This is a genomic window from Deefgea sp. CFH1-16 (genome assembly GCF_016881365.1).
Classification (GTDB): domain Bacteria; phylum Pseudomonadota; class Gammaproteobacteria; order Burkholderiales; family Chitinibacteraceae; genus Deefgea.
In genome coordinates, this window is sequence record NZ_WLYT01000001.1 from 1,567,482 (window position 1) to 1,591,951 (window position 24,470).

The following is a 24,470-nucleotide window of genomic DNA, read 5'->3' on the forward strand; positions in this document are numbered from 1 at the left end:
TTTTGTGATTACTCAAAAAACTCAATTACGTCGTGATCTTCGGCAACGCCGAACGGCGATATCTAAAATACAGCGACAAGCCGCTGCTTGGGCTGTAACTCATTATCCGCAAATTTTACAAAAACTTCGTCGTGGCAAAAAAATTGCTTTATATGTGCCTGTTGGCAGTGAGTTTTCTGCCTGGCCATTAATTTTTTTAGCACTGCAACGTGGTTGCTTAGTCTATTTACCGGTTGTACCTAAAGTGGGTAGACGATTAAATTTTGTGCGCTTAAATGAAGGTGCTGTTTGGTCTTATGGTGCATTTAATATTCCAACCCCCAGTCATTTTGAGCAATGTTCAAGCCGTGATTTGGATTCTGTTTTTGTTCCTTTGCTTGGTTTTGATTTGCAATTAGCTCGATTAGGGCAAGGTGGTGGTTATTACGATACGACATTTGCATTTCGTCGATTACGAAAAACGTGGCTTAAACCAGCATTAATTGGCCTGGCATATTCATGTCAACAAGTAGAGCGATTGCCCTGTGAGGCTTGGGATTTAAAGTTAGATGCAATTGCAACAGAGCAAGGATGGATTCGTCGCTCGCCTATCAATTGAGAGTAGTGAAATTACTGACATACTTTCGCATTCTACTTGTTTATGATGTCAAGCTTGCTCTATGCTATTTGCATCGCAACGGTTTGAAGTAAATCAAGTGAGGTAATTATGGTTGCTGTAATTTCTTCCCCTGTGCGTATTATGAATGCGGCAGGCCTTCATGCTAGACCTGCTGCGAATATTGTTAATACTGCTAAGCAGTACCAGTCTGAGATTAAGTTGTTATACAAAGGGATTGAAGCTAATGCTAAATCTCTTGTTTCTGTGATGGGCTTGGATGTTTCTAAAGACGATCAGATTCAAATCAAAGCAGATGGATTGGATGCAAATGAAGCAATGCTTGCTGTAAGCACAATGATTGCTTCTGGTTGTGGGGAAGACTAAATCGGTTAAAATTATAAATAGGGTGGCTTAAGCCACCCTATTTGCTTCTGAATAGTAAGTATTCAAAATCATGTTCTATTTCACATGTAAAAAAATGTAATAAAGTAATATTTTAAATTAAATGAACTCTGGAAACTGATTAAGCACAAAACATATGTTTTTTATAAAGTTAAAATGAATAAATATGGTTTAAGCATATCTAGATTTCGATCTGTAAAATTTACATATAAATTGAGCAATATTACGCCCCATGTCAATGGCATTGGCGGTTAAACTAAAAAACAAGAATATGTCAACGCAATAAAAATTAATGCGGGTCAATTTGATTGACCAATTTGACTAAGAATTAAACCAACAGAGGTTGTTATGTCGATAAATCCAGTTTCGCAATTTGTATTGCTGGCCCCACTATCGGGTGTGATGGTGCCTTTGGATACAGTACCTGATCCAGTTTTTGCCCAAAAAATGGTCGGTGATGGTGTTTCAATAGATCCAACCAGTAATATTTTGTTGGCACCGATGACCGGTAAGGTAACGCAGGTTCATTCAGCAAAGCACGCCATTACTTTAGTTGCTGCCAATGGGGTTGAAGTATTAATCCATATTGGTTTAGACACTGTGATGCTCAAAGGCCAAGGCTTTACTGCGAAGGTCAAAGAAGGTGATATCGTCGATGCGGGTCAACCATTAATTGAGTTTGATATGGATGCCGTGGGTCGTAAAGCGTTGTCATTGTTGACGCAAATGGTGATTACCAGTGGCGAAAAAGTAGCGCGCTATACACCCAATACTGGTTTGGTTGATTGCTGGTAAGGACGTTGCTTTAACGCTCGACTTGGCTGAAGGTATTGCTCAAACTTCTGCAACTGCAGATTCATCCGGTGAGGCGTATTCAGATCCAATTCGTACACCTAACCCAACAGGTTTACATGCTCGCCCTGCTGCTGTTTTGGCAAATGCTGCAAAAACATTTAAGTCTGAAGTTAAATTAGTACGTGCTGGCCAAGAGGCGAATGCTAAATCAGTCGTTGCAATCATGGGTCTAGAAGTGCAAAACGGCGATGAGATTCGCGTTCGTGCTATTGGTCCTGATGCATCTGCAGCGATTCAAAAATTAAGCGCGTTGATTATTAGTGGTTGTGGTGAAGACGTCGGTGGCGTAGCACCAAAACATAAACCGGCACCACTGGATACGATTAAAACCACTAAGGCACAACCTAAGTCAGAAGATCCAAACGTGTTGACCGGTGTGTCAGCATCGCCAGGCTTAGCTGTGGGACAAATTTTCCAAGTTAAACAAGTGGATATTGCGGTTGTTGAAGCTGGTGAGTCACCAGAAGTAGAGCGTCGTCGTTTTGACCAAGCGTTGAAAGATGCACATCAACAACTTGAAAATCTAAAGTCTGAAATTAGCGATGAAAGTAAAGCTGAGATTTTTGCTGCTCACCAAGAGTTGCTTGAAGATCCGGATTTATTAGCCATTGCGATTGCTGGTATCACCAACGGCAAGAGTGCTGGTTTTGCGTGGAAAGAAGCCTACAACACTTATTCAGCTAAACTTGCCGCACTAAAAAATGAAGTGTTAGCGGGTCGTGCAAATGATATTCGCGATGTGGGTTTACGCGTATTACGTTTGATTGCGGGTATTGCAGAAACAGCGATGGTCGTTCCAGAAAATGCGATTTTGATCGCAGAAGACCTGACGCCATCAGATACCGCAAGTTTGGATCGTACTCGTGTACTTGGTTTTTGCACTGTCGGTGGCGGGGCAACCAGCCACGTGGCTATTTTGGCTCGATCACTCAATATTCCAGCAATCTGTGGCATTGATGAAGAAGCATTGAATTTAGCCAATGGCATGCCGGTCATTTTGGATGGTAGCCGTGGTACCTTGCGCAAAAACCCATCTGAAGCCGAAGTAAACAATATTCGTGAAAAACAAGCGAAGCAAGCGATTAAACGTGATGCTGAATTAGCGGCAGCATTTGAACCAGCCGTGACGCAAGATGGCATTCATGTGGAAGTGGTGGCGAATATTGGTGGCATTGACGATGCGGTTCAAGGCGTAAAACTGGGTAGTGAAGGGGTCGGTTTGTTACGCAGTGAGTTCTTGTACTTAGAACGTACTGACGCACCGACCGAAGAAGAGCAAAGCCAGATTTATATCGATATCGCCAAAGCACTCGGTAACGATCGTACATTTGTAGTTCGGACTTTGGATGTGGGTGGTGATAAACCATTGGCCTACTTGCCAATGCCAGTCGAAGAAAATCCATTCTTGGGTGTTCGTGGCGTGCGTTATGCTTAGCAGAACCAGAGTTGTTACATACTCAAGTTCGTGCGGTACTACGTTCTGCGCCATTCTCGAAATTAGCCATCATGTTCCCAATGATTACTAGCTTGGAAGAAGTTCGTGAAGTGAAGCGTATTGTTGCTGAAGAAAAAGCGGCTTTAGGCATTACTCAAGACGTTCAAGTCGGCATTATGGTTGAAGTTCCGGCCACTGCCGTTATGGCCGAGCAATTTGCGCGTGAAGTTGATTTCTTCTCGATTGGTACCAACGATTTAACGCAATACACTTTGGCAATGGATCGTGGTCATCCAAAATTAGCCAAGCAAGCCGATGTGATGCATCCAGGCGTATTGAATTTAATCAATATGACGGTAAAAGGTGCACATGCACATGGTAAGTGGGTTGGTGTGTGTGGGGGTATTGCCTCAGACCCTATGGCTATCCCGTTGTTGCTGGGTATAGGTGTGGATGAATTGTCTGCGAGTGTACCGACGATTCCTGCAATTAAAAGCTTTGGTTCGCACTTTAAACAAAGTTGAATGTGAGAAACTCGCTGCAGAAGTTTTACAAATGGGTACCGCTGCTGAAGTTCGGGCTCGTTTGTCGCAACTGGTCGATTAAAGAGGTTTGATATGGTATTGGTCGTTATTGCACTATTAGTGGGAATTGGTATTGGTTGGGCATTGAAGGGTCGGCAAGTGCCTGTGGCACCTGCATCGGTTGAAAAGCCGGTTGTTATTGAAGTATTGCCTTCATCGTCAGCTGAATTACTCAATCCAGAGTGGTATGCCGCCTTAGGTGGTAAAGCGAATGTGCGCTTAGCTGAATCAATTGCAACTACACGTATCCGTGTTGAATTGCTAGATGCCGCTTTGTTAAATGAAGCCGTATTAAAAGATTTAGGTGTTGCTGCCGTTGCCAAAATTGATGCACATACAGTGCATTTAATTAAGTAAATCGCTTTTAAATAAAGACAAAAATCCACCGGCAGATCGGTGGATTTTTTTTATCAAGATTGACGTTAATAGATGAATTTTACTTGCAGTGCTTTACATTAAAAATGATGATGGATTATTTTTTATTGATAAGGTATATCCCTGTAAGGTCATCGCTGCATAGTCAATGTTTAATTTTTGTAACAGAATCTAAAGTGAGTTCGATAAACCGGCGATTGCATGACAAATAAGAAACAGCAATGGCCTTTGGAGAAAAATAATGTTTAAGAATGCATTTGCAGTCTTACAAAAAATTGGTAAAGCATTGATGCTACCGGTGGCAGTATTACCTGTGGCTGGTTTATTACTTGGGATTGGTGCATCTAATTTTCCATTTATCCCAGAAATTGTTTCGCAAATTATGGCGCAAAGTGGTGGCGCAATTTTTGGTCATCTACCACTGATTTTTGCGATTGGTGTTGCATTGGGTTTGTCAGACAATGATGGTGTAGCTGGTATTGCTGCGACTGTCGGGTTTGTTGTGATGATTGCAACGATGGGTGTTATGGCGCCGATCATCATGGGTGTTGAGCCAGCGATGGTGATGGGCATGAAATCCATGGAGACTGGCGTTTTTGGTGGGATTATTATTGGTGCTGTTGCGGCAACATTATTTAATAAATACTACCGGATTGAATTACCACCGTATCTTGGATTTTTCTCGGGTAAGCGTTTTGTTCCGATTGTGACCGGGATCGCGGCTATTTTTGTTGGTGTCGTTCTATCCTTTATTTGGCCTCCAGTACAAGGCGCAATTAATAGCTTCTCGCATTGGGCTGCGGTATCTGATACGCGTACTGCTGCGACGGTGTATGGTTTTGTTGAGCGGATGTTGATTCCATTTGGTCTGCATCATATTTGGAATGTGCCGTTTTTTCTTTGAAATGGGTGAATTCACCGATGCTGCTGGTAAAGTGGTACATGGTGATATCAATCGTTTCTTTGCCGGTGATCGTACTGCGGGTATTTTGTCTGGCGCATTCTTGTTCAAAATGTTTGGTTTGCCTGCTGCAGCCATTGCAATTTGGCATACTGCGAAACCTGAAAATCGGGTGATGGTGGGTGGGATTATGATTTCAGCTGCGCTGACTTCATTCCTTACCGGGATTACCGAGCCGATTGAATTTGCCTTTATGTTTGCAGCCCCTGTGCTGTATGTCATTCATGCGGTATTGGCGGCGTCGACACAATTTGTTGCCAATACTTTTGGCATGCATTTGGGCTTTACTTTCTCGCAAGGCGGCATTGATTTCTTGATGTTTAACGTGTTTGGTAAAAACGCGCAAAACTGGTGGTATGTACTGTTCTTTGGGCCAATGTATGCGGCCTTGTATTACTTTACTTTCCGTTACGCCATTCTCAAGTGGAATATGAAAACCCCAGGTCGTGAAGATGTGGCGGTTGATGGTGTTCAACACCAAGCCAGTGGCCAAGGTATGGCGCATGATTTGGTGGTTGCATTTGGTGGTGCTGCGAATATTGAAAGCTTAGATGCATGTATTACACGTTTGCGGATCTCTGTTCGCGATGCGGCTAAAGTCAATCAAGCTTCATTAAAAGCATTGGGTGCCGCTGGGGTCATGCAAGTTGGCAATAATATGCAGGCTATTTTTGGTACCCGTTCAGAAAATCTTAAAACCGATATGACTGAGTATTTGAAGGCTGGCGGAACAGGTGTAGCAGCGCCTGCAGCGGTTGTACCAGCAGTTAGTGTGGCAGCAAGTACGATTCGTAATCCAGCATTATTGGCAGCTTTAGGTGGTCAAGATAATATTAGCGAAACAGCGCCAATTGCAGCTACGCGGATTCGGGTGCAATTAAAGGACGCCAAACAATTTAATGAAGCGGCTGTTTTAGCATCGGGTGTTTCTGCGGTGGCAAAGCTTGATGGCAATGTATTTCATTTGATTGTGGGTGATTCGTCGCAGCTACTTGCATCGACTGTTTAATTTAAAACCAACGTTAAAAAGCCCATCATGTGTTGATGGGCTTTTTTGTAATCAGTCTGATTTTTTGCTTTGCGCTCATTTTATGTTTTACGCGTTTGCGTGAGGATCATATGCCTATTTTATTGGTCATTACCTGCTGAGCATTGAATGACGATTGATGTTGATTGCATAATTTAGGGTGGAGGTTAAACAAAAAGCAAAATATTGCGTTAATTTGATCTGCGAATAACAGCGCACTTGCATGGCTTTAAGCATGTAGATCATGATTGGCAAATAGCGAGTCGCTTGCTTCTACTCAAGCTGATGGCATCCCCGATTTTTCAGGTATCTAAATGCACTTTTTCAATTTCATCTACCGACTGCATGATTAAAATGACTTCAATACCCAGTAGTTTATTTAAAGCTTATGATATTCGGGGCCAGATTCATTTATTAACCCCTGATTTTGCGTATTGGGTGGGGCGAGCTTGCGGTGCTGTGGCTCGCGAGCAAGGCATTGTAAAAATAGCCCTCGGTTTTGATGGGCGTTTATCCAGTCCTGCCCTCGCAATAGCGTTGGCAAAAGGATTGCTTGAGGCCGGTATTACCGTATTAGATCTCGGTATGTCCTGTACGCCGCTATTGTATTATGCGGCCCGCCATCAAGCTGCAGGTTCGGGAATTATGATCACGGGTAGTCATAACCCGCCAGATTATAACGGCATTAAAATTATGCTGGCCGGTGTAACGATTGCAGGTGATGCGTTGCAAGCGCTGCGGCAAAGAATGATTGCGCAGCAATTACCATTTCAGAATGGTGGTTCAATCCAGATGCTCGATGTCGTTGCTGATTATGTGGCAGCGCTGGAACAGCAATTGCCGTTGGCAAAACCATTAAAAATTGTAATTGATTGTGGTAACGGTTCACCGGGTGCATTAGCACCTACTTTGTATCGACAATTGTCGTGCGAAGTGATTGAGCTTTATTGTGAAGTGGATGGACGGTTCCCTAATCATCACCCAGACCCCCAAGTCGCAGAGAATCTTCGTGAGCTCCAAGCTACTGTACTGGCGGAACACGCCGATGTCGGTTTAGCGTTTGATGGGGATGGCGATCGTTTGGGGGTGGTGACGCGAACCGGAAAAATAATTCCCGGTGATCAATTACTGATGCTATTTGCCACTGCCGAGTTAGCCAAACAGGCTGGCCATGTTCTCTTTGATATCAAATCAAGCCGAGCGGTCGCCCAATGGGTTAGTCAGTTGGGCGGCTCCTCAGAGGCGATACCAACCGGGCATTCGTATATGAAGCGTCGTTTGCGAGAAACGGGGGCAGTTGTTGCAGGGGAATTGTCTGGGCACTTTGCATTTGCAGCTTGGCAAGTTGATGATGCTTTGTATGCCGGTGCTAAGCTATTGCAACAAATTGCCGCTGGTGTTGATTTAGATGCTGAGCTAGCACGGTTTCCAATTTCTGTGTCATCGCCAGAGCTGCAGGTTCCATTAACGGGCTCTGGCCATGCTTTGGTTGATGAAATCCGTCAGCGGGCTATTTTTCCCAGTGCCAATCAAGTGCTCTGTATTGATGGGTTACGCATTGAATATACCGATGGTTTTGGATTAATTCGCGCATCAAACACCACGCCAGTCTTAACGTTACGCATTGAAGCCGATAACATGCATGCCTTGCAGCGGATTCGGCAAGAACTTGCCAACGCGATTGCACCGCTCCCTTTTCCAGAAATTGAAGAATAATGATGAATGTGAAACTCCCCCCCCAATATCTGATCGCAGCCAATGTGGCGAATGCCTTAGCCGAAGACATTGGTGATTGCGACTGGACAGTTCAATTGATTCCTATCGAACAACAAGGTATTGCACGCATTGTGGTGCGAGAGGCCGCCATCATTTGTGGGCAAGCGTGGTTTAATGAAGTCTTTCATCAAGTCGATGCCAACATTCAAATTGAGTGGAAAGTAGTAGAAGGGGAGTATGTCGCAGCAGAGCAAATTATTTGTGAGTTACAAGGTAATACCCGTTCATTACTGACTGCAGAGCGTTCGGCACTTAATTTTTTTGCAGACACTATCAGCTGTTGCAACAGAAACACATCGCTACGTTGAAGCAGTACAAGGCACCATCGCTAAAGTTCACGACACCCGCAAAACCATTCCAGGGCTACGTCGAGCACAAAAATATGCCGTTACAGTGGGTGGCGGAGAAAATCAACGCATTGGTTTGTACGATGGCATCTTAATTAAAGAGAATCACATTTTAGCGGCAGGCAATATCGCGAATGCAATTGAGATGGCTCGCACCATTGCACCTGCGCACGTGAGTATTCAAATTGAAGTTGAAAATCTCGCGGAACTTGAACAAGCCATTACCGCTGGTGCTGTTTCTATCCTATTAGACAATATGAGTCTCGAAGAAATGAGCGCCGCAGTACAACTTGCAAAAGGGCGAGCCATACTAGAAGCCTCTGGCGGGGTCGATCTCACTCAAATTCGGGCGATTGCAGAAACCGGCGTTGATCGAATTTCGATAGGAAAGCTCACCAAAGATATAAAAGCGATCGATTTATCAATGCGATTGGCATAATCCAGATAAAAAAAAAACGCTAACTCAGAAATAAACGAATTAAATAGCATTTCATTTTTAAAGATAATTGCAGATTAATTAAAAAATTAGATCTATTTAAATTCAACAACTTAGCGTCTTTATCCTGTTTTGTTTAACGCAAGGTGTTGACGTGATCGCAGGGCTGCCGTATATTTCGGCCTCTCTGCTGCTGACACAGCAAACGAAACAAGCGGTTTTCCAGCTGATTTCGGTGTCTAAGCCACTGATCTTTAACAAAATACAGCCGATGAGTGTGAGTGCTTGGTTTGCCAGTCAAACAAGTGCTTACACTCAAGATTTAAAAGAAATCTTGGTTTTTAACCAAGTGTTTCTTTGAGTAATGAGTACTAAGCCAAGTATGTAAATTCAGCTAGATTAAACGAAAGAGTTTGATCCTGGCTCAGATTGAACGCTGGCGGCATGCTTTACACATGCAAGTCGAACGGTAACAGGGTGCTTGCACCGCTGACGAGTGGCGAACGGGTGAGTAATACATCGGAATGTACCCAGTAATGGGGGATAACGCTTCGAAAGGAGTGCTAATACCGCATACGCCCTGAGGGGGAAAGTGGGGGACCGCAAGGCCTCACGTTATTGGAGCAGCCGATGGCTGATTAGCTAGTTGGTAGGGTAAAGGCCTACCAAGGCAACGATCAGTAGCGGGTCTTAGAGGACGATCCGCCACACTGGAACTGAGACACGGTCCAGACTCCTACGGGAGGCAGCAGTGGGGAATCTTGGACAATGGGCGAAAGCCTGATCCAGCAATGCCGCGTGCGTGAAGAAGGCCTTCGGGTTGTAAAGCGCTTTTGTCGGGGAGGAAATCCTAGTGGTTAATAACTACTGGGGATGACAGTACCCGAAGAATAAGGACCGGCTAACTACGTGCCAGCAGCAGCCGCGGTAATACGTAGGGTCCAAGCGTTAATCGGAATTACTGGGCGTAAAGCGTCCGCAGGTGGCTTGATAAGATAGACGTGAAATCCCTGGGCTCAACCTAGGAATTGCGTTTATGACTGTCTCGCTAGAGTATGGGAGAGGGGGGTGGAATTCCACGTGTAGCAGTGAAATGCGTAGAGATGTGGAGGAACACCGATGGCGAAGGCAACCCCCTGGCCTAATACTGACACTCATGGACGAAAGCGTGGGGAGCAAACAGGATTAGATACCCTGGTAGTCCACGCCCTAAACGATGTCTACTAGTTGTTGGGCTTTTCGGAGCTTAGTAACGCAGCTAACGCGTGAAGTAGACCGCCTGGGGAGTACGGTCGCAAGACTAAAACTCAAAGGAATTGACGGGGGCCCGCACAAGCGGTGGATGATGTGGATTAATTCGATGCAACGCGAAAAACCTTACCTGGTCTTGACATGTACGGAATCCTTTAGAGATAGAGGAGTGCCTTCGGGAACCGTAACACAGGTGCTGCATGGCTGTCGTCAGCTCGTGTCGTGAGATGTTGGGTTAAGTCCCCGCAACGAGCGCAACCCTTGCCATTAGTTGCTAACATTCAGTTGAGCACTTTAATGGGACTGCCGGTGACAAACCGGAGGAAGGTGGGGATGACGTCAAGTCCTCATGGCCCTTATGACCAGGGCTTCACACGTCATACAATGGTCGGTACAGAGGGTCGCCAACCCGCGAGGGGGAGCTAATCTCACAAAACCGATCGTAGTCCGGATTGCACTCTGCAACTCGAGTGCATGAAGTCGGAATCGCTAGTAATCGCGGATCAGCATGTCGCGGTGAATACGTTCCCGGGCCTTGTACACACCGCCCGTCACACCATGGGAGTGGGTTTTACCAGAAGTAGCTAGGATAACCTTCGGGAGTCCGGTTACCACGGTAGGATTCATGACTGGGGTGAAGTCGTAACAAGGTAGCCGTAGGGGAACCTGCGGCTGGATCACCTCCTTTCAAGAGAAAGATTGGTAGATTAAGTACTCACACTCATCGGCTGTAGATTTGAAGAATGTCGGCTTGACGACATGAAGAAGTACTAAGCAATTAGATACTTTGACATTGAGTTGGTTTGACGACGATATGGGTCAGTAGCTCAGTTGGTTAGAGCACCGTGTTGATAACGCGGGGGTCATAGGTTCGATTCCTATCTGACCCACCAGTATCACGGGGGTTTAGCTCATCTGGTAGAGCACCTGCTTTGCAAGCAGGGGGTGAACGGTTCGAGTCCGTTAACCTCCACCATTGTCTGCTGTAGAAAATAGAATTCTATGTATTGCACGTTGTTGTGTGCAGTGTATTTTATTCTGGTTTCTAAAATTAGAATGATTATTCATTTAATGATTAATTAAATATCGCTCTTTAACAAAATAGAAGAAGTAATTAATTCCAATAAACATTGTAATGGAATTTGATTTGAGAATAACTGCTTGCAGTTGTTGTTGAGTTTAGTTTCAAAGTAAAAATATTGGGTTGATTGTATCTGTTCAGTTGTGCTGGTCTCATGCCAGTGGAACTGAACCGCAAGTGAAATGAGAACTCACTTGCAAGTCGCAAATACGATTTCATTAATCTGAGATACGTTTTACGTGTTTGAGGTTATAGGATCAAGCGAATAAGTGCATCTGGTGGATGCCTTGGCGATGATAGGCGACGAAGGACGTGATAGCCTGCGATAAGCGTGGGGGAGCTGGCAAAGTGCTTTGATCCCACGATTTCCGAATGGGGAAACCCGGCCCTTTTGGGTCATCCTAGACTGAATACATAGGTCTAGCGAAGCGAACCCGGTGAACTGAAACATCTAAGTAACCGGAGGAAAAGAAATCAACCGAGATTCCCAAAGTAGTGGCGAGCGAAATGGGAAGAGCCTGTACGTGATAGCAGTAGACTTAATAGAATGGAATGGAAAGTCCAACCATAGTGGGTGATAGTCCCGTATATGAAAAGTCAATTGTGGTACTAAGCGTACGAGAAGTAGGGCGGGACACGAGAAATCCTGTTTGAAGATGGGGGGACCATCCTCCAAGGCTAAATACTCATCATCGACCGATAGTGAACCAGTACCGTGAGGGAAAGGCGAAAAGAACCCCGGGAGGGGAGTGAAATAGAACCTGAAACCGGATGCATACAAACAGTGGGAGCCCTTGAAAAATGGGGTGACTGCGTACCTTTTGTATAATGGGTCAGCGACTTACGTTCAGTAGCGAGCTTAACCGAATAGGGGAGGCGTAGGGAAACCGAGTCCGAATAGGGCGCATAGTTGCTGGGCGTAGACCCGAAACCAAGTGATCTATCCATGGCCAGGATGAAGGTGCGGTAACACGCACTGGAGGTCCGAACCCACTAACGTTGCAAAGTTAGGGGATGAGCTGTGGATAGGGGTGAAAGGCTAAACAAACTTGGAAATAGCTGGTTCTCCTCGAAAACTATTTAGGTAGTGCCTCATGTATCACTGACGGGGGTAAAGCACTGTTATGGCTAGGGGGTCATCGCGACTTACCAAACCATGGCAAAACTCTGAATACCGTCAAGTGCGAGCATGGGAGACAGACCTGGGGTGCTAACGTCCTGGGTCAAGAGGGAAACAACCCAGACCGCCGTCTAAGGTCCCAAATGATCAATTAAGTGGAAAACGAGGTGGGAAGGCACAGACAGCCAGGATGTTGGCTTAGAAGCAGCCATCATTTAAAGAAAGCGTAATAGCTCACTGGTCGAGTCGTCCTGCGCGGAAGATGTAACGGGGCTCAAATTGATAACCGAAGACGCGGATATGACCATTTATGGCATATGGTAGAGGAGCGTTCTGTAAGCCTGTGAAGGTGTCTTGAGAAGGATGCTGGAGGTATCAGAAGTGCGAATGCTGACATGAGTAGCGATAAAGGGAGTGAAAAGCTCCCTCACCGAAAACCCAAGGTTTCCTGCGCAACGTTCATCGGCGCAGGGTGAGTCGGCCCCTAAGGCGAGGCAGAAATGCGTAGTCGATGGGAAACAGGTTAATATTCCTGTACTTGATATAAGTGCGATGTGGGGACGGAGAAGGTTAGGTTAGCCAACTGTTGGAATAGTTGGTTTAAGTGTGTAGGCGGGTGTCTTAGGCAAATCCGGGACGCTGTTAACGCTGAGGCATGATGACGATTCACTTAGGTGATGAAGTAACTGATACCCTGCTTCCAAGAAAAGCCACTAAGCTTCAGCTTATATTGAACCGTACCGCAAACCGACACAGGTGGGTAGGAAGAGTATTCTAAGGTGCTTGAGAGAACTCGGGAGAAGGAACTCGGCAAATTAACACCGTAACTTCGGGAGAAGGTGTGCCTTATAGGTGAAGAACCTTGCGTTTGGAGCTATATAAGGCCGCAGAGAAATGGGGGCTGCGACTGTTTATCAAAAAAACACAGCACTCTGCCAACACGAAAGTGGATGTATAGGGTGTGACGCCTGCCCGGTGCTGGAAGGTTAATTGATGGGGTGCAAGCTCTTGATCGAAGCCCCAGTAAACGGCGGCCGTAACTATAACGGTCCTAAGGTAGCGAAATTCCTTGTCGGGTAAGTTCCGACCCGCACGAATGGCGTAACGATGGCCCTACTGTCTCCTCCCGAGACTCAGCGAAGTTGAAGTGTTTGTGAAGATGCAATCTCCCCGCTGCTAGACGGAAAGACCCCGTGAACCTTTACTGTAGCTTTGCATTGGACTTTGAAGTGGTTTGTGTAGGATAGGTGGGAGGCTTTGAAGCTGAGACGCTAGTTTCAGTGGAGCCGTCCTTGAAATACCACCCTGACCCCTTTGAGGTTCTAACCTTGGTCCGTTATCCGGATCGGGGACCGTGCATGGTAGGCAGTTTGACTGGGGCGGTCTCCTCCCAAATTGTAACGGAGGAGCTCGAAGGTCGCCTAGGTACGGTCGGACATCGTACTGATAGTGTAATGGCAAAAGGCGGCTTAACTGCGAGACCGACAAGTCGAGCAGGTGCGAAAGCAGGACATAGTGATCCGGTGGTTCTGTATGGAAGGGCCATCGCTCAACGGATAAAAGGTACTCCGGGGATAACAGGCTGATTCCGCCCAAGAGTTCACATCGACGGCGGAGTTTGGCACCTCGATGTCGGCTCATCACATCCTGGGGCTGTAGCCGGTCCCAAGGGTATGGCTGTTCGCCATTTAAAGTGGTACGTGAGCTGGGTTCAAAACGTCGTGAGACAGTTTGGTCCCTATCTGCAGTGGGCGTTGGAAATTTGAGAGGGGCTGCTCCTAGTACGAGAGGACCGGAGTGGACTGACCTCTGGTGTACCGGTTGTCACGCCAGTGGCATTGCCGGGTAGCTAAGTCGGGAAGAGATAAGCGCTGAAAGCATCTAAGCGCGAAACTTGCCTCAAGATGAGATTTCCCTAGGGTTTTAAATCCTCTAAAGAGTCGTTCGAGACCAGGACGTTGATAGGTTGGGTGTGGAAGCGCAGTAATGCGTTAAGCTAACCAATACTAATTGCTCGTGAGGCTTGATCCTATAACCTGAAGCGCGTAGTGCGACGAAGGATATAATCGACCCAAATACGTAGGAATGTACGTAAGTGCATGAATACGAAGACAAATACTGAAACAGTGTGGTTGGAAAGTGTAGTATAATTACTTCTTCTATTGATTTTACGAGTTAGCGTTGTAGGCGGTTGTGAGATGAGGAAATAAGATTCCAAGTCAAGAGCAGAAGCTGAATGCGATAACTCTCGTGTGACTCGAAAGAGTTGCACCAGACAGTTTAATGTCTGGCGACCATAGCGAGGTGGTCCCACTCCTTCCCATCCCGAACAGGACAGTGAAACACCTCAGCGCCGATGATAGTGCGGATTGCCCGTGTGAAAGTAGGTCATTGCCAGACTTCCCTATAGAGAAGCCCGATTCGAAAGAGTCGGGCTTTTTGCTGTGCGTTAAATTAATAATGTATGCGTCTGGCGTGACAACCTATTCTTCAGTGTTGATTTGGATTAGCCGCGCAACGGCAGTAATTCATCAATCCGACTATTCGGCCGGATCGCGTTTTCGAGTTTTGCGGAAGTGCAAGAAGTGGCCACGCAATGGCTTTGGAGCTACAACAACGAGCGTCCGCACATGGGTTTGGGCGGCATCACCCCGAAACAAAAACGGGCATTACATGCCTGACCTCTACTTTTAAGTGAGCTTAAAAATGGGGGGATTACCATTGCAGTTCGGATTGACTGTTTAGGGCGCGGCTTTATGCGCGTTGGCCTGCGGTTTGATCTTTGGCCTATTCTTCGATGGCGTACAGGCGCGCAATACGTTGCAAGGCTTCTGCGCCACCGGATGCCCGCCCGCAGCATGCAGCTCGAAGAATTTACGTCGAGCGTGTGACCAGCGGCCGATTTCTCGCACGCCATTCGCGAACAATGCTTTGTAGCCACTGTAGTCATCGACCATCAGTGAGCCGCGCCAATCCTGCAAATAATTGGTGGCGTGTTGCCCACTACGGCTGATTTGATAGTCAAACACCACCATGGGTGGACTGCCGCTTAAAGTATTGCTGCGATACGTCCATAAATACGCGCGTTTGGTTTTACCTTTACTCGGATCCAGCTGCTGTACCGGCGTTTCATCGGCATGCAGGCTGGTTTACTGGCGCAGTTTCTCGCACAGTCGATCCGCTAGCCCCCTATGTCAGACTAGTTGTCGCCTCTGAATTTTCATTGGCTTGAAAAAACAGAGGCTTCAACATGCAAAAAATCACGTATTCTGACGACTTTAAACAGCAGGCTTTGAGCAAAGTTTATCAACGCCAAGGTCGCACGATTGAATCGGTAGCTCAGGAACTTAATCTTTCTAAATTTACCCTGAAGGGCTGGATGGCTGCCGCTAAGAAAACACAAATTCCAACGCCGATTGAGCGCGCGAAACGACCTGAAGATTGGTCGATTGAGGAACGCCTTTTGGCTCTGCAACAGAGTCATGGCTTACCTGAAATTGAGCTCAATGCGTGGTGCCGTCAGCAGGGTTTGTTTCCCCATCATTTAAGTCAGTGGCGAGCGGAATTTTGTACTCCGCCAGCCATTCAAAACAGTAAAGTCGATGTTCAGTCGATGCGTGAGCTGAAGAAAGCCAATCAACAGTTGCAGCGTGAATTGAACCGCAAAGACAAGGCATTGGCGGAGGCTGCGGCGCTGCTGATTTTGCAAAAAAAGTTCAATGCCTACCTGGAGGGCGCGGACGAATGACGGCGCTGGCCGAGCGCCAGCTTTGCCTTGATTTGCTGCAAGAGGCCATTTTGGCAGGGGCTCGACAGACGTTGGCTTGCGCTATTCTCGGCTTCAATATCCGCACGATTCAGCGCTGGACTGACGGTGATACGGTGATGATTGATCAGCGTCCATTGCAGAAGACAGTGCCCGTCCACAAGTTGACTTTAGCCGAGCGAGCGACTGTTTTGGCGGTGGCTAATTCCGCCGAATTTGCGCATTTACCACCGAGCCAGATAGTCCCTCGATTAGCCGATCAGCAACGTATATTGCTTCAGAATCAACGTTCTATCGGGTGCTGCGCGCAGCGGATCAACTCCAACATCGTCGCGCCGAGCGTCCGGCGCAAGTGCGCAGTAAACCGAAGGCCTTGTGCGCCATCGCACCGAATCAATTGTATAGCTGGGACATCACTTACTTGGCGAGCACGATTCAGGGAAAGTATTTTTACCTGTATATATTTCTCGATATATTCAGCCGAAAAATCATCGGCTGGCAGGTATACGCAGAAGAAAGCAGTCAAAACGCCAGCGACATGATGCAAGACATTTGCCGACGTGAACGCATCGCGCGCGACCAGGTGATATTGCACTCGGATAATGGCAGTTCAATGAAGGGTTCGACGATGCTGGCGACGCTGCAAAATTTATGGGTTGCGGCATCATTTAGTCGACCGGCAGTGAGCAATGACAACCCGTACTCCGAGTCGTTATTTAAAACGCTGAAATACCGCCCGATGCAGTTGCCCAAGCCATTTGAAGATTTACTGGCGGCACGGCAATGGGCGACGCAAGTGGTGCATTGGTACAACGAAGAGCATCGTCATAGCAGCATAAAATACGTCACGCCGACCGAGCGCCATGCTGGCGAAGATCAGGCGTTGTTGGCGCAACGAATTGCCGTTTATGAAGCGGCGCGAGCTAAGAATCCACGGCGGTGGTCAAGCAAAACGCGCAACTGGGAAAGGACGAAAATTGTGCATTTGAATCCAGAAAAGCTATCCGATACAGAGGTCTTACTTGTAAGGGAAAAAATGGCGCAAAAGATGGCATAGGATTTAACGATTGAGGCGACAACTAGTTTGACAATTACCGCTAGCGGTTGCAGCGCTACGCCAATCCGGCCGATCCATTCACTCAAGGTGCTGCGCGCCAGAATAACTTGTTGGCGCGCAGCAATTTGTTCGACGCGATAGAGCGGTAAATGATCGAGGTATTTGCTGATCGCCACCCATGCTAATAAGCCAGGCGTCGCCATCCCGCCATCAATGACGGCAGCGAGAACCGGTGCTGCGATAATGGTTTCGCACTGCCGGCAGGCATATTGCGGGCGAATATGGCGCACCACAAAGAAACGTACCGGTTCGATGTCCAGCTGTTCGCTAACGTCTTCAGCTATCTTGACCTGCTTCGATTGGCATTGCCCACAGGTGCATTGATCAGGTTCGTGACGTACCTCGACGCGTTCCTGATGTTCGAGGAGTGGCTGACGACCCGCACGTGGACGTGGTTTGAGACGGGAAACGGGCGCATCTTCGCGGACAGGGGCTTCGTCGAGTTCTGCGGCAATCGCCGCCAAATCCTGTTCGCCATCATCGTCGAACAATTGTTTTTGCTCGATCGTGAGCGCTTCGCTTTTAACGCCGAATTTGATGCGCTTTAAATGCGCCTGCTCCAGAATAAGCTTCTGGTTCTTTAGTTCCAGTGTTTGAATTTGAGCTTGCAGTTGCGCAACTAATGCCTGAGCTTCCACCCGAGAGGCGGATTGCTAGCAACGGTCGGAAGGCATGGCACGAGTGTCATGCCGCTATTTTACTGGGGTTGAGCGATAGCAGCTAGACTTGCTAGCGCACAGTCGTTGCCAATCAACACCATTAATCAGCCAGAGCCATTGCGCCTTTGGCGTGGTAAAGGTCACTTCATCCAACGTCGGCCAATGGAAACGCCCAGTATATAAGCGGCGTTGGCACAACCAAACGCCATTGCCATCCCAGATCAATAGTTTCAGGCGTGAATAACTTCGATTAGTAAATCCATTGGCAGTGCCATCGCAAGGAGAACGGTCGAGGGGTTGCTGCACCCGCAAGGAAAGTCGTTCGATGCTCCAGCGTATATCGACGGGAGTGACTAACAAAAAGACTTGCTCAGGCTGAATCATCGCAACACAGCCTGAATCAGAGCGAGACAGTTTTGCGCCTGATCGGCCGGCCATTTAATGCTTAAATCGCGTTGACCTTGACGACAGTGCAAACGAATTGGCGCGGAGCTTGGCGCAGGCTGATCTGCGATTTGGATGGGCATAAAGGATAATGAAGGCGAAGTAGGTGGTGCGTTAAGGGAGGTTGTTAACATCGAAGTATTGTGGCTTAATGATTTCGGACACCAACTTAGGTGGTAATCTCACCACCGTTAACGAGGTGTTTCATGAGCAAAGTTCGCAAAACATTTACCCCTGAATTCAAAATAGAAGCCGCTAATTTCGTTCTCCAGCAAGGTTATTCAATCACTCAGACTTGTCAGCCGTTGAGGATTGTTCTTTCACCATTTACAGCGCCATCGCGCGTCGTCTAGATGGCTTTACCACTTTTTTCGAGCGATTCGCGAACGATTTCTGCGTTCAGTCGTTCCTCGGCAGGCATTTTTTTTTGAGGTGGCGGTTTTCGTCTTCGAGTTCTTTGAGGCTTGCCGCGTCCATGCTGCCAAATTTCGCATGCGATTTGTAAAAGGTTGCTGAACTAAAGCGATGCTCGCTGCACGCTTTGCCACTGGGGGCCGCCGCCTTTGGATTGCTTAAGAAAAACGATAATTTCTCTTGGATTTAAAGGAAAAACGGCGAAATAAGCATTTGGCGCTATATATATCCGTAATCGAGGCTTGGCATCGTTCTGTTTTTTACGCGGCAGCAGAATTAATGTTGAAATTAGATCGTATGTAATTCAACAACTTAGCACCTTTGTGTGGTTTTCTTTGCAACTAGGTGTTGACGGACTTTAGGTGGGTGGGTATAGTTCGGCCTCTCTGCTGCTGACACAGCAAACGAAACAAGCGGTTTTCCAGCTGGTTTCGGTGTCTAAGCCACTGATCTTTAACAAAATACAGCCGATGAGTGTGAGTGCTTGGTTTGCCAGTCAAACAAGTGCTTACACTCAAGATTTAAAAGAAATCTTGGTTTTTAACCAAGTGTTTCTTTGAGTAAATGAGTACTAAGCCAAGTATGTAAATTCAGCTAGATTAAACGAAAGAGTTTGATCCTGGCTCAGATTGAACGCTGGCGGCATGCTTTACACATGCAAGTCGAACGGTAACAGGGTGCTTGCACCGCTGACGAGTGGCGAACGGGTGAGTAATACATCGGAATGTACCCAGTAATGGGGGATAACGCTTCGAAAGGAGTGCTAATACCGCATACGCCCTGAGGGGGAAAGTGGGGGACCGCAAGGCCTCACGTTATTGGAGCAGCCGATGGCTGATTAGCTAGTTGGTAGGGTAAAGGCCTACCAAGGCAACGATCAGTAGCGGGTCTTAGAGGACGATCCGCCACACTGGAACTGAGACACGGTCCAGACTCCTACGGGAGGCAGCAGTGGGGAATCTTGGACAATGGGCGAAAGCCTGATCCAGCAATGCCGCGTGCGTGAAGAAGGCCTTCGGGTTGTAAAGCGCTTTTGTCGGGGAGGAAATCCTAGTGGTTAATAACTACTGGGGATGACAGTACCCGAAGAATAAGGACCGGCTAACTACGTGCCAGCAGCCGCGGTAATACGTAGGTCCAAGCGTTAATCGGAATTACTGGGCGTAAAGCGTCCGCAGGTGGCTTGATAAGATAGACGTGAAATCCCTGGGCTCAACCTAGGAATTGCGTTTATGACTGTCTCGCTAGAGTATGGGAGAGGGGGGTGGAATTCCACGTGTAGCAGTGAAATGCGTAGAGATGTGGAGGAACACCGATGGCGAAGGCAACCCCCTGGCCTAATACTGACACTCATGGACGAAAGCGTGGGGAGCAAACAGGATTAGATACCCTGGTAGTCCACGCCCTAAACGATGTCTACTAGTTGTTGGGCTTTTCGGAGCTTAGTAACGCAGCTAACGCGTGAAGTAGACCGCCTGGGGAGTACGGTCGCAAGACTAAAACTCAAAGGAATTGACGGGGGCCCGCACAAGCGGTGGATGATGTGGATTAATTCGATGCAACGCGAAAAACCTTACCTGGTCTTGACATGTACGGAATCCTTTAGAGATAGAGGAGTGCCTTCGGGAACCGTAACACAGGTGCTGCATGGCTGTCGTCAGCTCGTGTCGTGAGATGTTGGGTTAAGTCCCGCAACGAGCGCAACCCTTGCCATTAGTTGCTAACATTCAGTTGAGCACTTTAATGGGACTGCCGGTGACAAACCGGAGGAAGGTGGGGATGACGTCAAGTCCTCATGGCCCTTATGACCAGGGCTTCACACGTCATACAATGGTCGGTACAGAGGGTCGCCAACCCGCGAGGGGGAGCTAATCTCACAAAACCGATCGTAGTCCGGATTGCACTCTGCAACTCGAGTGCATGAAGTCGGAATCGCTAGTAATCGCGGATCAGCATGTCGCGGTGAATACGTTCCCGGGCCTTGTACACACCGCCCGTCACACCATGGGAGTGGGTTTTACCAGAAGTAGCTAGGATAACCTTCGGGAGTCCGGTTACCACGGTAGGATTCATGACTGGGGTGAAGTCGTAACAAGGTAGCCGTAGGGGAACCTGCGGCTGGATCACCTCCTTTCAAGAGAAAGATTGGTAGATTAAGTACTCACACTCATCGGCTGTAGATTTGAAGAATGTCGGCTTGACGACATGAAGAAGTACTAAGCAATTAGATACTTTGACATTGAGTTGGTTTGACGACGATATGGGTCAGTAGCTCAGTTGGTTAGAGCACCGTGTTGATAACGCGGGGGTCATAGGTTCGATTCCTATCTGACCCACCAGTATCACGGGGGTTTAGCTCATCTGGTAGAGCACCTGCTTTGCAAGCAGGGGGTGAACGGTTCGAGTCCGTTAACCTCCACCATTGTCTGCTGTAGAAAATAGAATTCTATGTATTGCACGTTGTTGTGTGCAGTGTATTTTATTCTGGTTTCTAAAATTAGAATGATTATTCATTTAATGATTAATTAAATATCGCTCTTTAACAAAATAGAAGAAGTAATTAATTCCAATAAACATTGTAATGGAATTTGATTTGAGAATAACTGCTTGCAGTTGTTGTTGAGTTTAGTTCAAAAAGTAAAAATATTGGGTTGATTGTATCTGTTCAGTTGTGCTGGTCTCATGCCAGTGGAACTGAACCGCAAGTGAAATGAGAACTCACTTGCAAGTCGCAAATACGATTTCATTAATCTGAGATACGTTTTACGTGTTTGAGGTTATAGGATCAAGCGAATAAGTGCATCTGGTGGATGCCTTGGCGATGATAGGCGACGAAGGACGTGATAGCCTGCGATAAGCGTGGGGGAGCTGGCAAAGTGCTTTGATCCCACGATTTCCGAATGGGGAAACCCGGCCCTTTTGGGTCATCCTAGACTGAATACATAGGTCTAGCGAAGCGAACCCGGTGAACTGAAACATCTAAGTAACCGGAGGAAAAGAAATCAACCGAGATTCCCAAAGTAGTGGCGAGCGAAATGGGAAGAGCCTGTACGTGATAGCAGTAGACTTAATAGAATGGAATGGAAAGTCCAACCATAGTGGGTGATAGTCCCGTATATGAAAAGTCAATTGTGGTACTAAGCGTACGAGAAGTAGGGCGGGACACGAGAAATCCTGTTTGAAGATGGGGGGACCATCCTCCAAGGCTAAATACTCATCATCGACCGATAGTGAACCAGTACCGTGAGGGAAAGGCGAAAAGAACCCCGGGAGGGGAGTGAAATAGAACCTGAAACCGGATGCATACAAACAGTGGGAGCCCTTGAAAAATGGGGTGACTGCGTACCTTTTGTATAATGGGTCAGCGACTTACGTTCAGTAGCGAGCTTAACCGAATAGGGGAGGCGTAGGGAAACCGAGTCCGAATAGGGCGCATAGTTGCTGGGCGTAGACCCGAAACCAAGTGATCTATCCATGGCCAGGATGAAGGTGCGGTAACACGCACTGGAGGTCCGAACCCACTAACGTTGCAAAGTTAGGGGATGAGCTGTGGATAGGGGTGAAAGGCTAAACAAACTTGGAAATAGCTGGTTCTCCTCGAAAACTATTTAGGTAGTGCCTCATGTATCACTGACGGGGGTAAAGCACTGTTATGGCTAGGGGGTCATCGCGACTTACCAAACCATGGCAAACTCTGAATACCGTCAAGTGCGAGCATGGGAGACAGACCTGGGGTGCTAACGTCCTGGGTCAAGAGGGAAACAACCCAGACCGCCGTCTAAGGTCCCAAATGATCAATTAAGTGGAAAACGAGGTGGGAAGGCACAGACAGCCAGGATGTTGGCTTAGAAGCAGCCATCATTTAAAGAAAGCGTAATAGCTCACTGGTCGAGTCGTCCTGCGCGGAAGATGTAACGGGGCTCAAATTGATAACCGAAGACGCGGATATGACCATTTATGGCATATGGTAGAGGAGCGTTCTGTAAGCCTGTGAAGGTGTCTTGAGAAGGATGCTGGAGGTATCAGAAGTGCGAATGCTGACATGAGTAGCGATAAAGGGAGTGAAAAGCTCCCTCACCGAAAACCCAAGGTTTCCTGCGCAACGTTCATCGGCGCAGGGTGAGTCGGCCCCTAAGGCGAGGCAGAAATGCGTAGTCGATGGGAAACAGGTTAATATTCCTGTACTTGATATAAGTGCGATGTGGGGACGGAGAAGGTTAGGTTAGCCAACTGTTGGAATAGTTGGTTTAAGTGTGTAGGCGGGTGTCTTAGGCAAATCCGGGACGCTGTTAACGCTGAGGCATGATGACGATTCACTTAGGTGATGAAGTAACTGATACCCTGCTTCCAAGAAAAGCCACTAAGCTTCAGCTTATATTGAACCGTACCGCAAACCGACACAGGTGGGTAGGAAGAGTATTCTAAGGTGCTTGAGAGAACTCGGGAGAAGGAACTCGGCAAATTAACACCGTAACTTCGGGAGAAGGTGTGCCTTATAGGTGAAGAACCTTGCGTTTGGAGCTATATAAGGCCGCAGAGAAATGGGGGCTGCGACTGTTTATCAAAAACACAGCACTCTGCCAACACGAAAGTGGATGTATAGGGTGTGACGCCTGCCCGGTGCTGGAAGGTTAATTGATGGGGTGCAAGCTCTTGATCGAAGCCCCAGTAAACGGCGGCCGTAACTATAACGGTCCTAAGGTAGCGAAATTCCTTGTCGGGTAAGTTCCGACCCGCACGAATGGCGTAACGATGGCCCTACTGTCTCCTCCCGAGACTCAGCGAAGTTGAAGTGTTTGTGAAGATGCAATCTCCCCGCTGCTAGACGGAAAGACCCCGTGAACCTTTACTGTAGCTTTGCATTGGACTTTGAAGTGGTTTGTGTAGGATAGGTGGGAGGCTTTGAAGCTGAGACGCTAGTTTCAGTGGAGCCGTCCTTGAAATACCACCCTGACCCCTTTGAGGTTCTAACCTTGGTCCGTTATCCGGATCGGGGACCGTGCATGGTAGGCAGTTTGACTGGGGCGGTCTCCTCCCAAATTGTAACGGAGGAGCTCGAAGGTCGCCTAGGTACGGTCGGACATCGTACTGATAGTGTAATGGCAAAAGGCGGCTTAACTGCGAGACCGACAAGTCGAGCAGGTGCGAAAGCAGGACATAGTGATCCGGTGGTTCTGTATGGAAGGGCCATCGCTCAACGGATAAAAGGTACTCCGGGGATAACAGGCTGATTCCGCCCAAGAGTTCACATCGACGGCGGAGTTTGGCACCTCGATGTCGGCTCATCACATCCTGGGGCTGTAGCCGGTCCCAAGGGTATGGCTGTTCGCCATTTAAAGTGGTACGTGAGCTGGGTTCAAAACGTCGTGAGACAGTTTGGTCCCTATCTGCAGTGGGCGTTGGAAATTTGAGAGGGGCTGCTCCTAGTACGAGAGGACCGGAGTGGACTGACCTCTGGTGTACCGGTTGTCACGCCAGTGGCATTGCCGGGTAGCTAAGTCGGGAAGAGATAAGCGCTGAAAGCATCTAAGCGCGAAACTTGCCTCAAGATGAGATTTCCCTAGGGTTTTAAATCCTCTAAAGAGTCGTTCGAGACCAGGACGTTGATAGGTTGGGTGTGGAAGCGCAGTAATGCGTTAAGCTAACCAATACTAATTGCTCGTGAGGCTTGATCCTATAACCTGAAGCGCGTAGTGCGACGAAGGATATAATCGACCCAAATACGTAGGAATGTACGTAAGTGCATGAATACGAAGACAAATACTGAAACAGTGTGGTTGGAAAGTGTAGTATAATTACTTCTTCTATTGATTTTACGAGTT

The 24,470-nt window shown here is 47.5% G+C and carries 13 protein-coding genes, 4 tRNA genes, 5 rRNA genes and 5 pseudogenes; 23 read left to right on the forward strand and 4 right to left on the reverse strand.

Annotation, left to right across the window (positions count from 1 at the left end; translation table 11 throughout):
* The first annotated feature begins 4 nt into the window (after positions 1 to 4).
* The 18 genes and pseudogenes from GKO28_RS08670 to GKO28_RS08745 all read left to right on the forward strand — a co-directional run.
* Positions 5 to 598, forward strand: a complete 594-nt coding sequence (locus GKO28_RS08670; RefSeq protein WP_182076001.1) for a 5-formyltetrahydrofolate cyclo-ligase — start codon at positions 5 to 7, stop codon at positions 596 to 598.
* A 108-nt stretch (positions 599 to 706) separates the two neighbouring features.
* Positions 707 to 982, forward strand: coding sequence for an HPr family phosphocarrier protein (locus tag GKO28_RS08675; protein ID WP_182076002.1), 276 nt, complete (start codon positions 707 to 709; stop codon positions 980 to 982).
* A gap of 366 nt (positions 983 to 1,348) precedes the next feature.
* Positions 1,349 to 1,795 carry a PTS glucose transporter subunit IIA gene (locus GKO28_RS08680; RefSeq protein WP_203564041.1) on the forward strand — a complete coding sequence of 149 codons (447 nt, stop codon included), beginning with the start codon at positions 1,349 to 1,351 and terminating at the stop codon, positions 1,793 to 1,795.
* Entirely contained in the window at positions 1,782 to 3,290 is a 1,509-nt protein-coding gene (locus tag GKO28_RS08685; protein WP_203564042.1) for an HPr family phosphocarrier protein, read from the forward strand. The genes GKO28_RS08680 and GKO28_RS08685 overlap by 14 nt, the downstream gene beginning before the upstream one ends.
* A gap of 11 nt (positions 3,291 to 3,301) precedes the next feature.
* Positions 3,302 to 3,814 (forward strand): putative PEP-binding protein, encoded by a 513-nt coding sequence (locus tag GKO28_RS21325; protein ID WP_203564043.1) that lies wholly within the window; start codon positions 3,302 to 3,304, stop codon positions 3,812 to 3,814.
* 93 nt (positions 3,815 to 3,907) lie between these two features.
* Entirely contained in the window at positions 3,908 to 4,231 is a 324-nt protein-coding gene (locus tag GKO28_RS08695; protein ID WP_182076003.1) for a PTS transporter subunit EIIB, read from the forward strand.
* 259 nt (positions 4,232 to 4,490) lie between these two features.
* The gene (locus tag GKO28_RS21330) at positions 4,491 to 5,153 is read left to right on the forward strand and encodes a PTS transporter subunit EIIC (protein WP_282099261.1); all 663 of its coding nucleotides are present in this window, start codon (positions 4,491 to 4,493) and stop codon (positions 5,151 to 5,153) included.
* Positions 5,134 to 6,219, forward strand: coding sequence for a glucose PTS transporter subunit EIIB (locus tag GKO28_RS21335; RefSeq protein WP_282099262.1), 1,086 nt, complete (start codon positions 5,134 to 5,136; stop codon positions 6,217 to 6,219). The genes GKO28_RS21330 and GKO28_RS21335 overlap by 20 nt, the downstream gene beginning before the upstream one ends.
* Before the next feature lie 372 nt (positions 6,220 to 6,591).
* Positions 6,592 to 7,953: a phosphomannomutase/phosphoglucomutase gene (locus GKO28_RS08705; protein WP_182077439.1), complete on the forward strand. Its 1,362-nt coding sequence runs from the start codon at positions 6,592 to 6,594 to the stop codon at positions 7,951 to 7,953.
* 8 nt (positions 7,954 to 7,961) lie between these two features.
* Positions 7,962 to 8,321, forward strand: coding sequence for a hypothetical protein (locus GKO28_RS19635; protein ID WP_307838970.1), 360 nt, complete (start codon positions 7,962 to 7,964; stop codon positions 8,319 to 8,321).
* A complete protein-coding gene (gene nadC, locus GKO28_RS19640) occupies positions 8,275 to 8,799 on the forward strand; it encodes a carboxylating nicotinate-nucleotide diphosphorylase (RefSeq protein WP_247646444.1) in 525 nt (174 codons plus the stop codon). The genes GKO28_RS19635 and nadC overlap by 47 nt, the downstream gene beginning before the upstream one ends.
* 151 nt (positions 8,800 to 8,950) lie before the next feature.
* Positions 8,951 to 9,157 carry a hypothetical protein gene (locus GKO28_RS08715; protein ID WP_182076004.1) on the forward strand — a complete coding sequence of 69 codons (207 nt, stop codon included), beginning with the start codon at positions 8,951 to 8,953 and terminating at the stop codon, positions 9,155 to 9,157.
* A gap of 40 nt (positions 9,158 to 9,197) precedes the next feature.
* Positions 9,198 to 10,735: ribosomal RNA gene (locus GKO28_RS08720) — 16S ribosomal RNA — on the forward strand.
* 128 nt (positions 10,736 to 10,863) lie between these two features.
* A tRNA-Ile gene (locus GKO28_RS08725) sits at positions 10,864 to 10,940 on the forward strand.
* Between the two features lie 7 nt (positions 10,941 to 10,947).
* Positions 10,948 to 11,023: transfer RNA gene (locus GKO28_RS08730), tRNA-Ala, on the forward strand.
* A gap of 360 nt (positions 11,024 to 11,383) precedes the next feature.
* A 23S ribosomal RNA gene (locus GKO28_RS08735) occupies positions 11,384 to 14,279 on the forward strand.
* A gap of 255 nt (positions 14,280 to 14,534) precedes the next feature.
* Positions 14,535 to 14,648: ribosomal RNA gene (rrf, locus tag GKO28_RS08740) — 5S ribosomal RNA — on the forward strand.
* The 16S, 23S and 5S rRNA genes sit together here with 2 tRNA genes alongside, the layout of an rRNA operon.
* Positions 14,649 to 14,806: 158 nt before the next feature.
* A pseudogene (locus tag GKO28_RS08745) lies at positions 14,807 to 14,929 on the forward strand (integrase core domain-containing protein); the annotation flags it as partial.
* A gap of 109 nt (positions 14,930 to 15,038) precedes the next feature.
* On the opposite strand, the pseudogene GKO28_RS08750 reads toward GKO28_RS08745, so the two are convergent.
* Positions 15,039 to 15,397: pseudogene (locus GKO28_RS08750) on the reverse strand (transposase); the annotation flags it as partial.
* A 101-nt stretch (positions 15,398 to 15,498) separates the two neighbouring features.
* Here GKO28_RS08750 and GKO28_RS19645 point away from each other — a divergent pair.
* A pseudogene (locus tag GKO28_RS19645) lies at positions 15,499 to 17,071 on the forward strand (IS3 family transposase).
* A gap of 38 nt (positions 17,072 to 17,109) precedes the next feature.
* On the opposite strand, the pseudogene GKO28_RS08760 reads toward GKO28_RS19645, so the two are convergent.
* From GKO28_RS08760 to GKO28_RS08770, 3 genes and pseudogenes are all read right to left on the reverse strand, one after another.
* A pseudogene (locus GKO28_RS08760) lies at positions 17,110 to 17,712 on the reverse strand (IS66 family transposase zinc-finger binding domain-containing protein); the annotation flags it as partial.
* 111 nt (positions 17,713 to 17,823) lie between these two features.
* Positions 17,824 to 18,228: an IS66 family insertion sequence element accessory protein TnpB gene (gene tnpB / locus GKO28_RS08765; protein ID WP_203564044.1), complete on the reverse strand. Its 405-nt coding sequence runs from the start codon at positions 18,226 to 18,228 to the stop codon at positions 17,824 to 17,826.
* A 339-nt stretch (positions 18,229 to 18,567) separates the two neighbouring features.
* Positions 18,568 to 18,823, reverse strand: a pseudogene (locus GKO28_RS08770) (transposase); the annotation flags it as partial.
* Between the two features lie 426 nt (positions 18,824 to 19,249).
* Here GKO28_RS08770 and GKO28_RS08775 point away from each other — a divergent pair.
* From GKO28_RS08775 to GKO28_RS08790, 4 genes are all read left to right on the forward strand, one after another.
* A 16S ribosomal RNA gene (locus GKO28_RS08775) occupies positions 19,250 to 20,782 on the forward strand.
* A 128-nt stretch (positions 20,783 to 20,910) separates the two neighbouring features.
* Positions 20,911 to 20,987: transfer RNA gene (locus GKO28_RS08780), tRNA-Ile, on the forward strand.
* A 7-nt stretch (positions 20,988 to 20,994) separates the two neighbouring features.
* A tRNA-Ala gene (locus GKO28_RS08785) sits at positions 20,995 to 21,070 on the forward strand.
* Between the two features lie 361 nt (positions 21,071 to 21,431).
* Positions 21,432 to 24,324 (forward strand): 23S ribosomal RNA (locus tag GKO28_RS08790).
* Positions 24,325 to 24,470 lie beyond the last annotated feature (146 nt).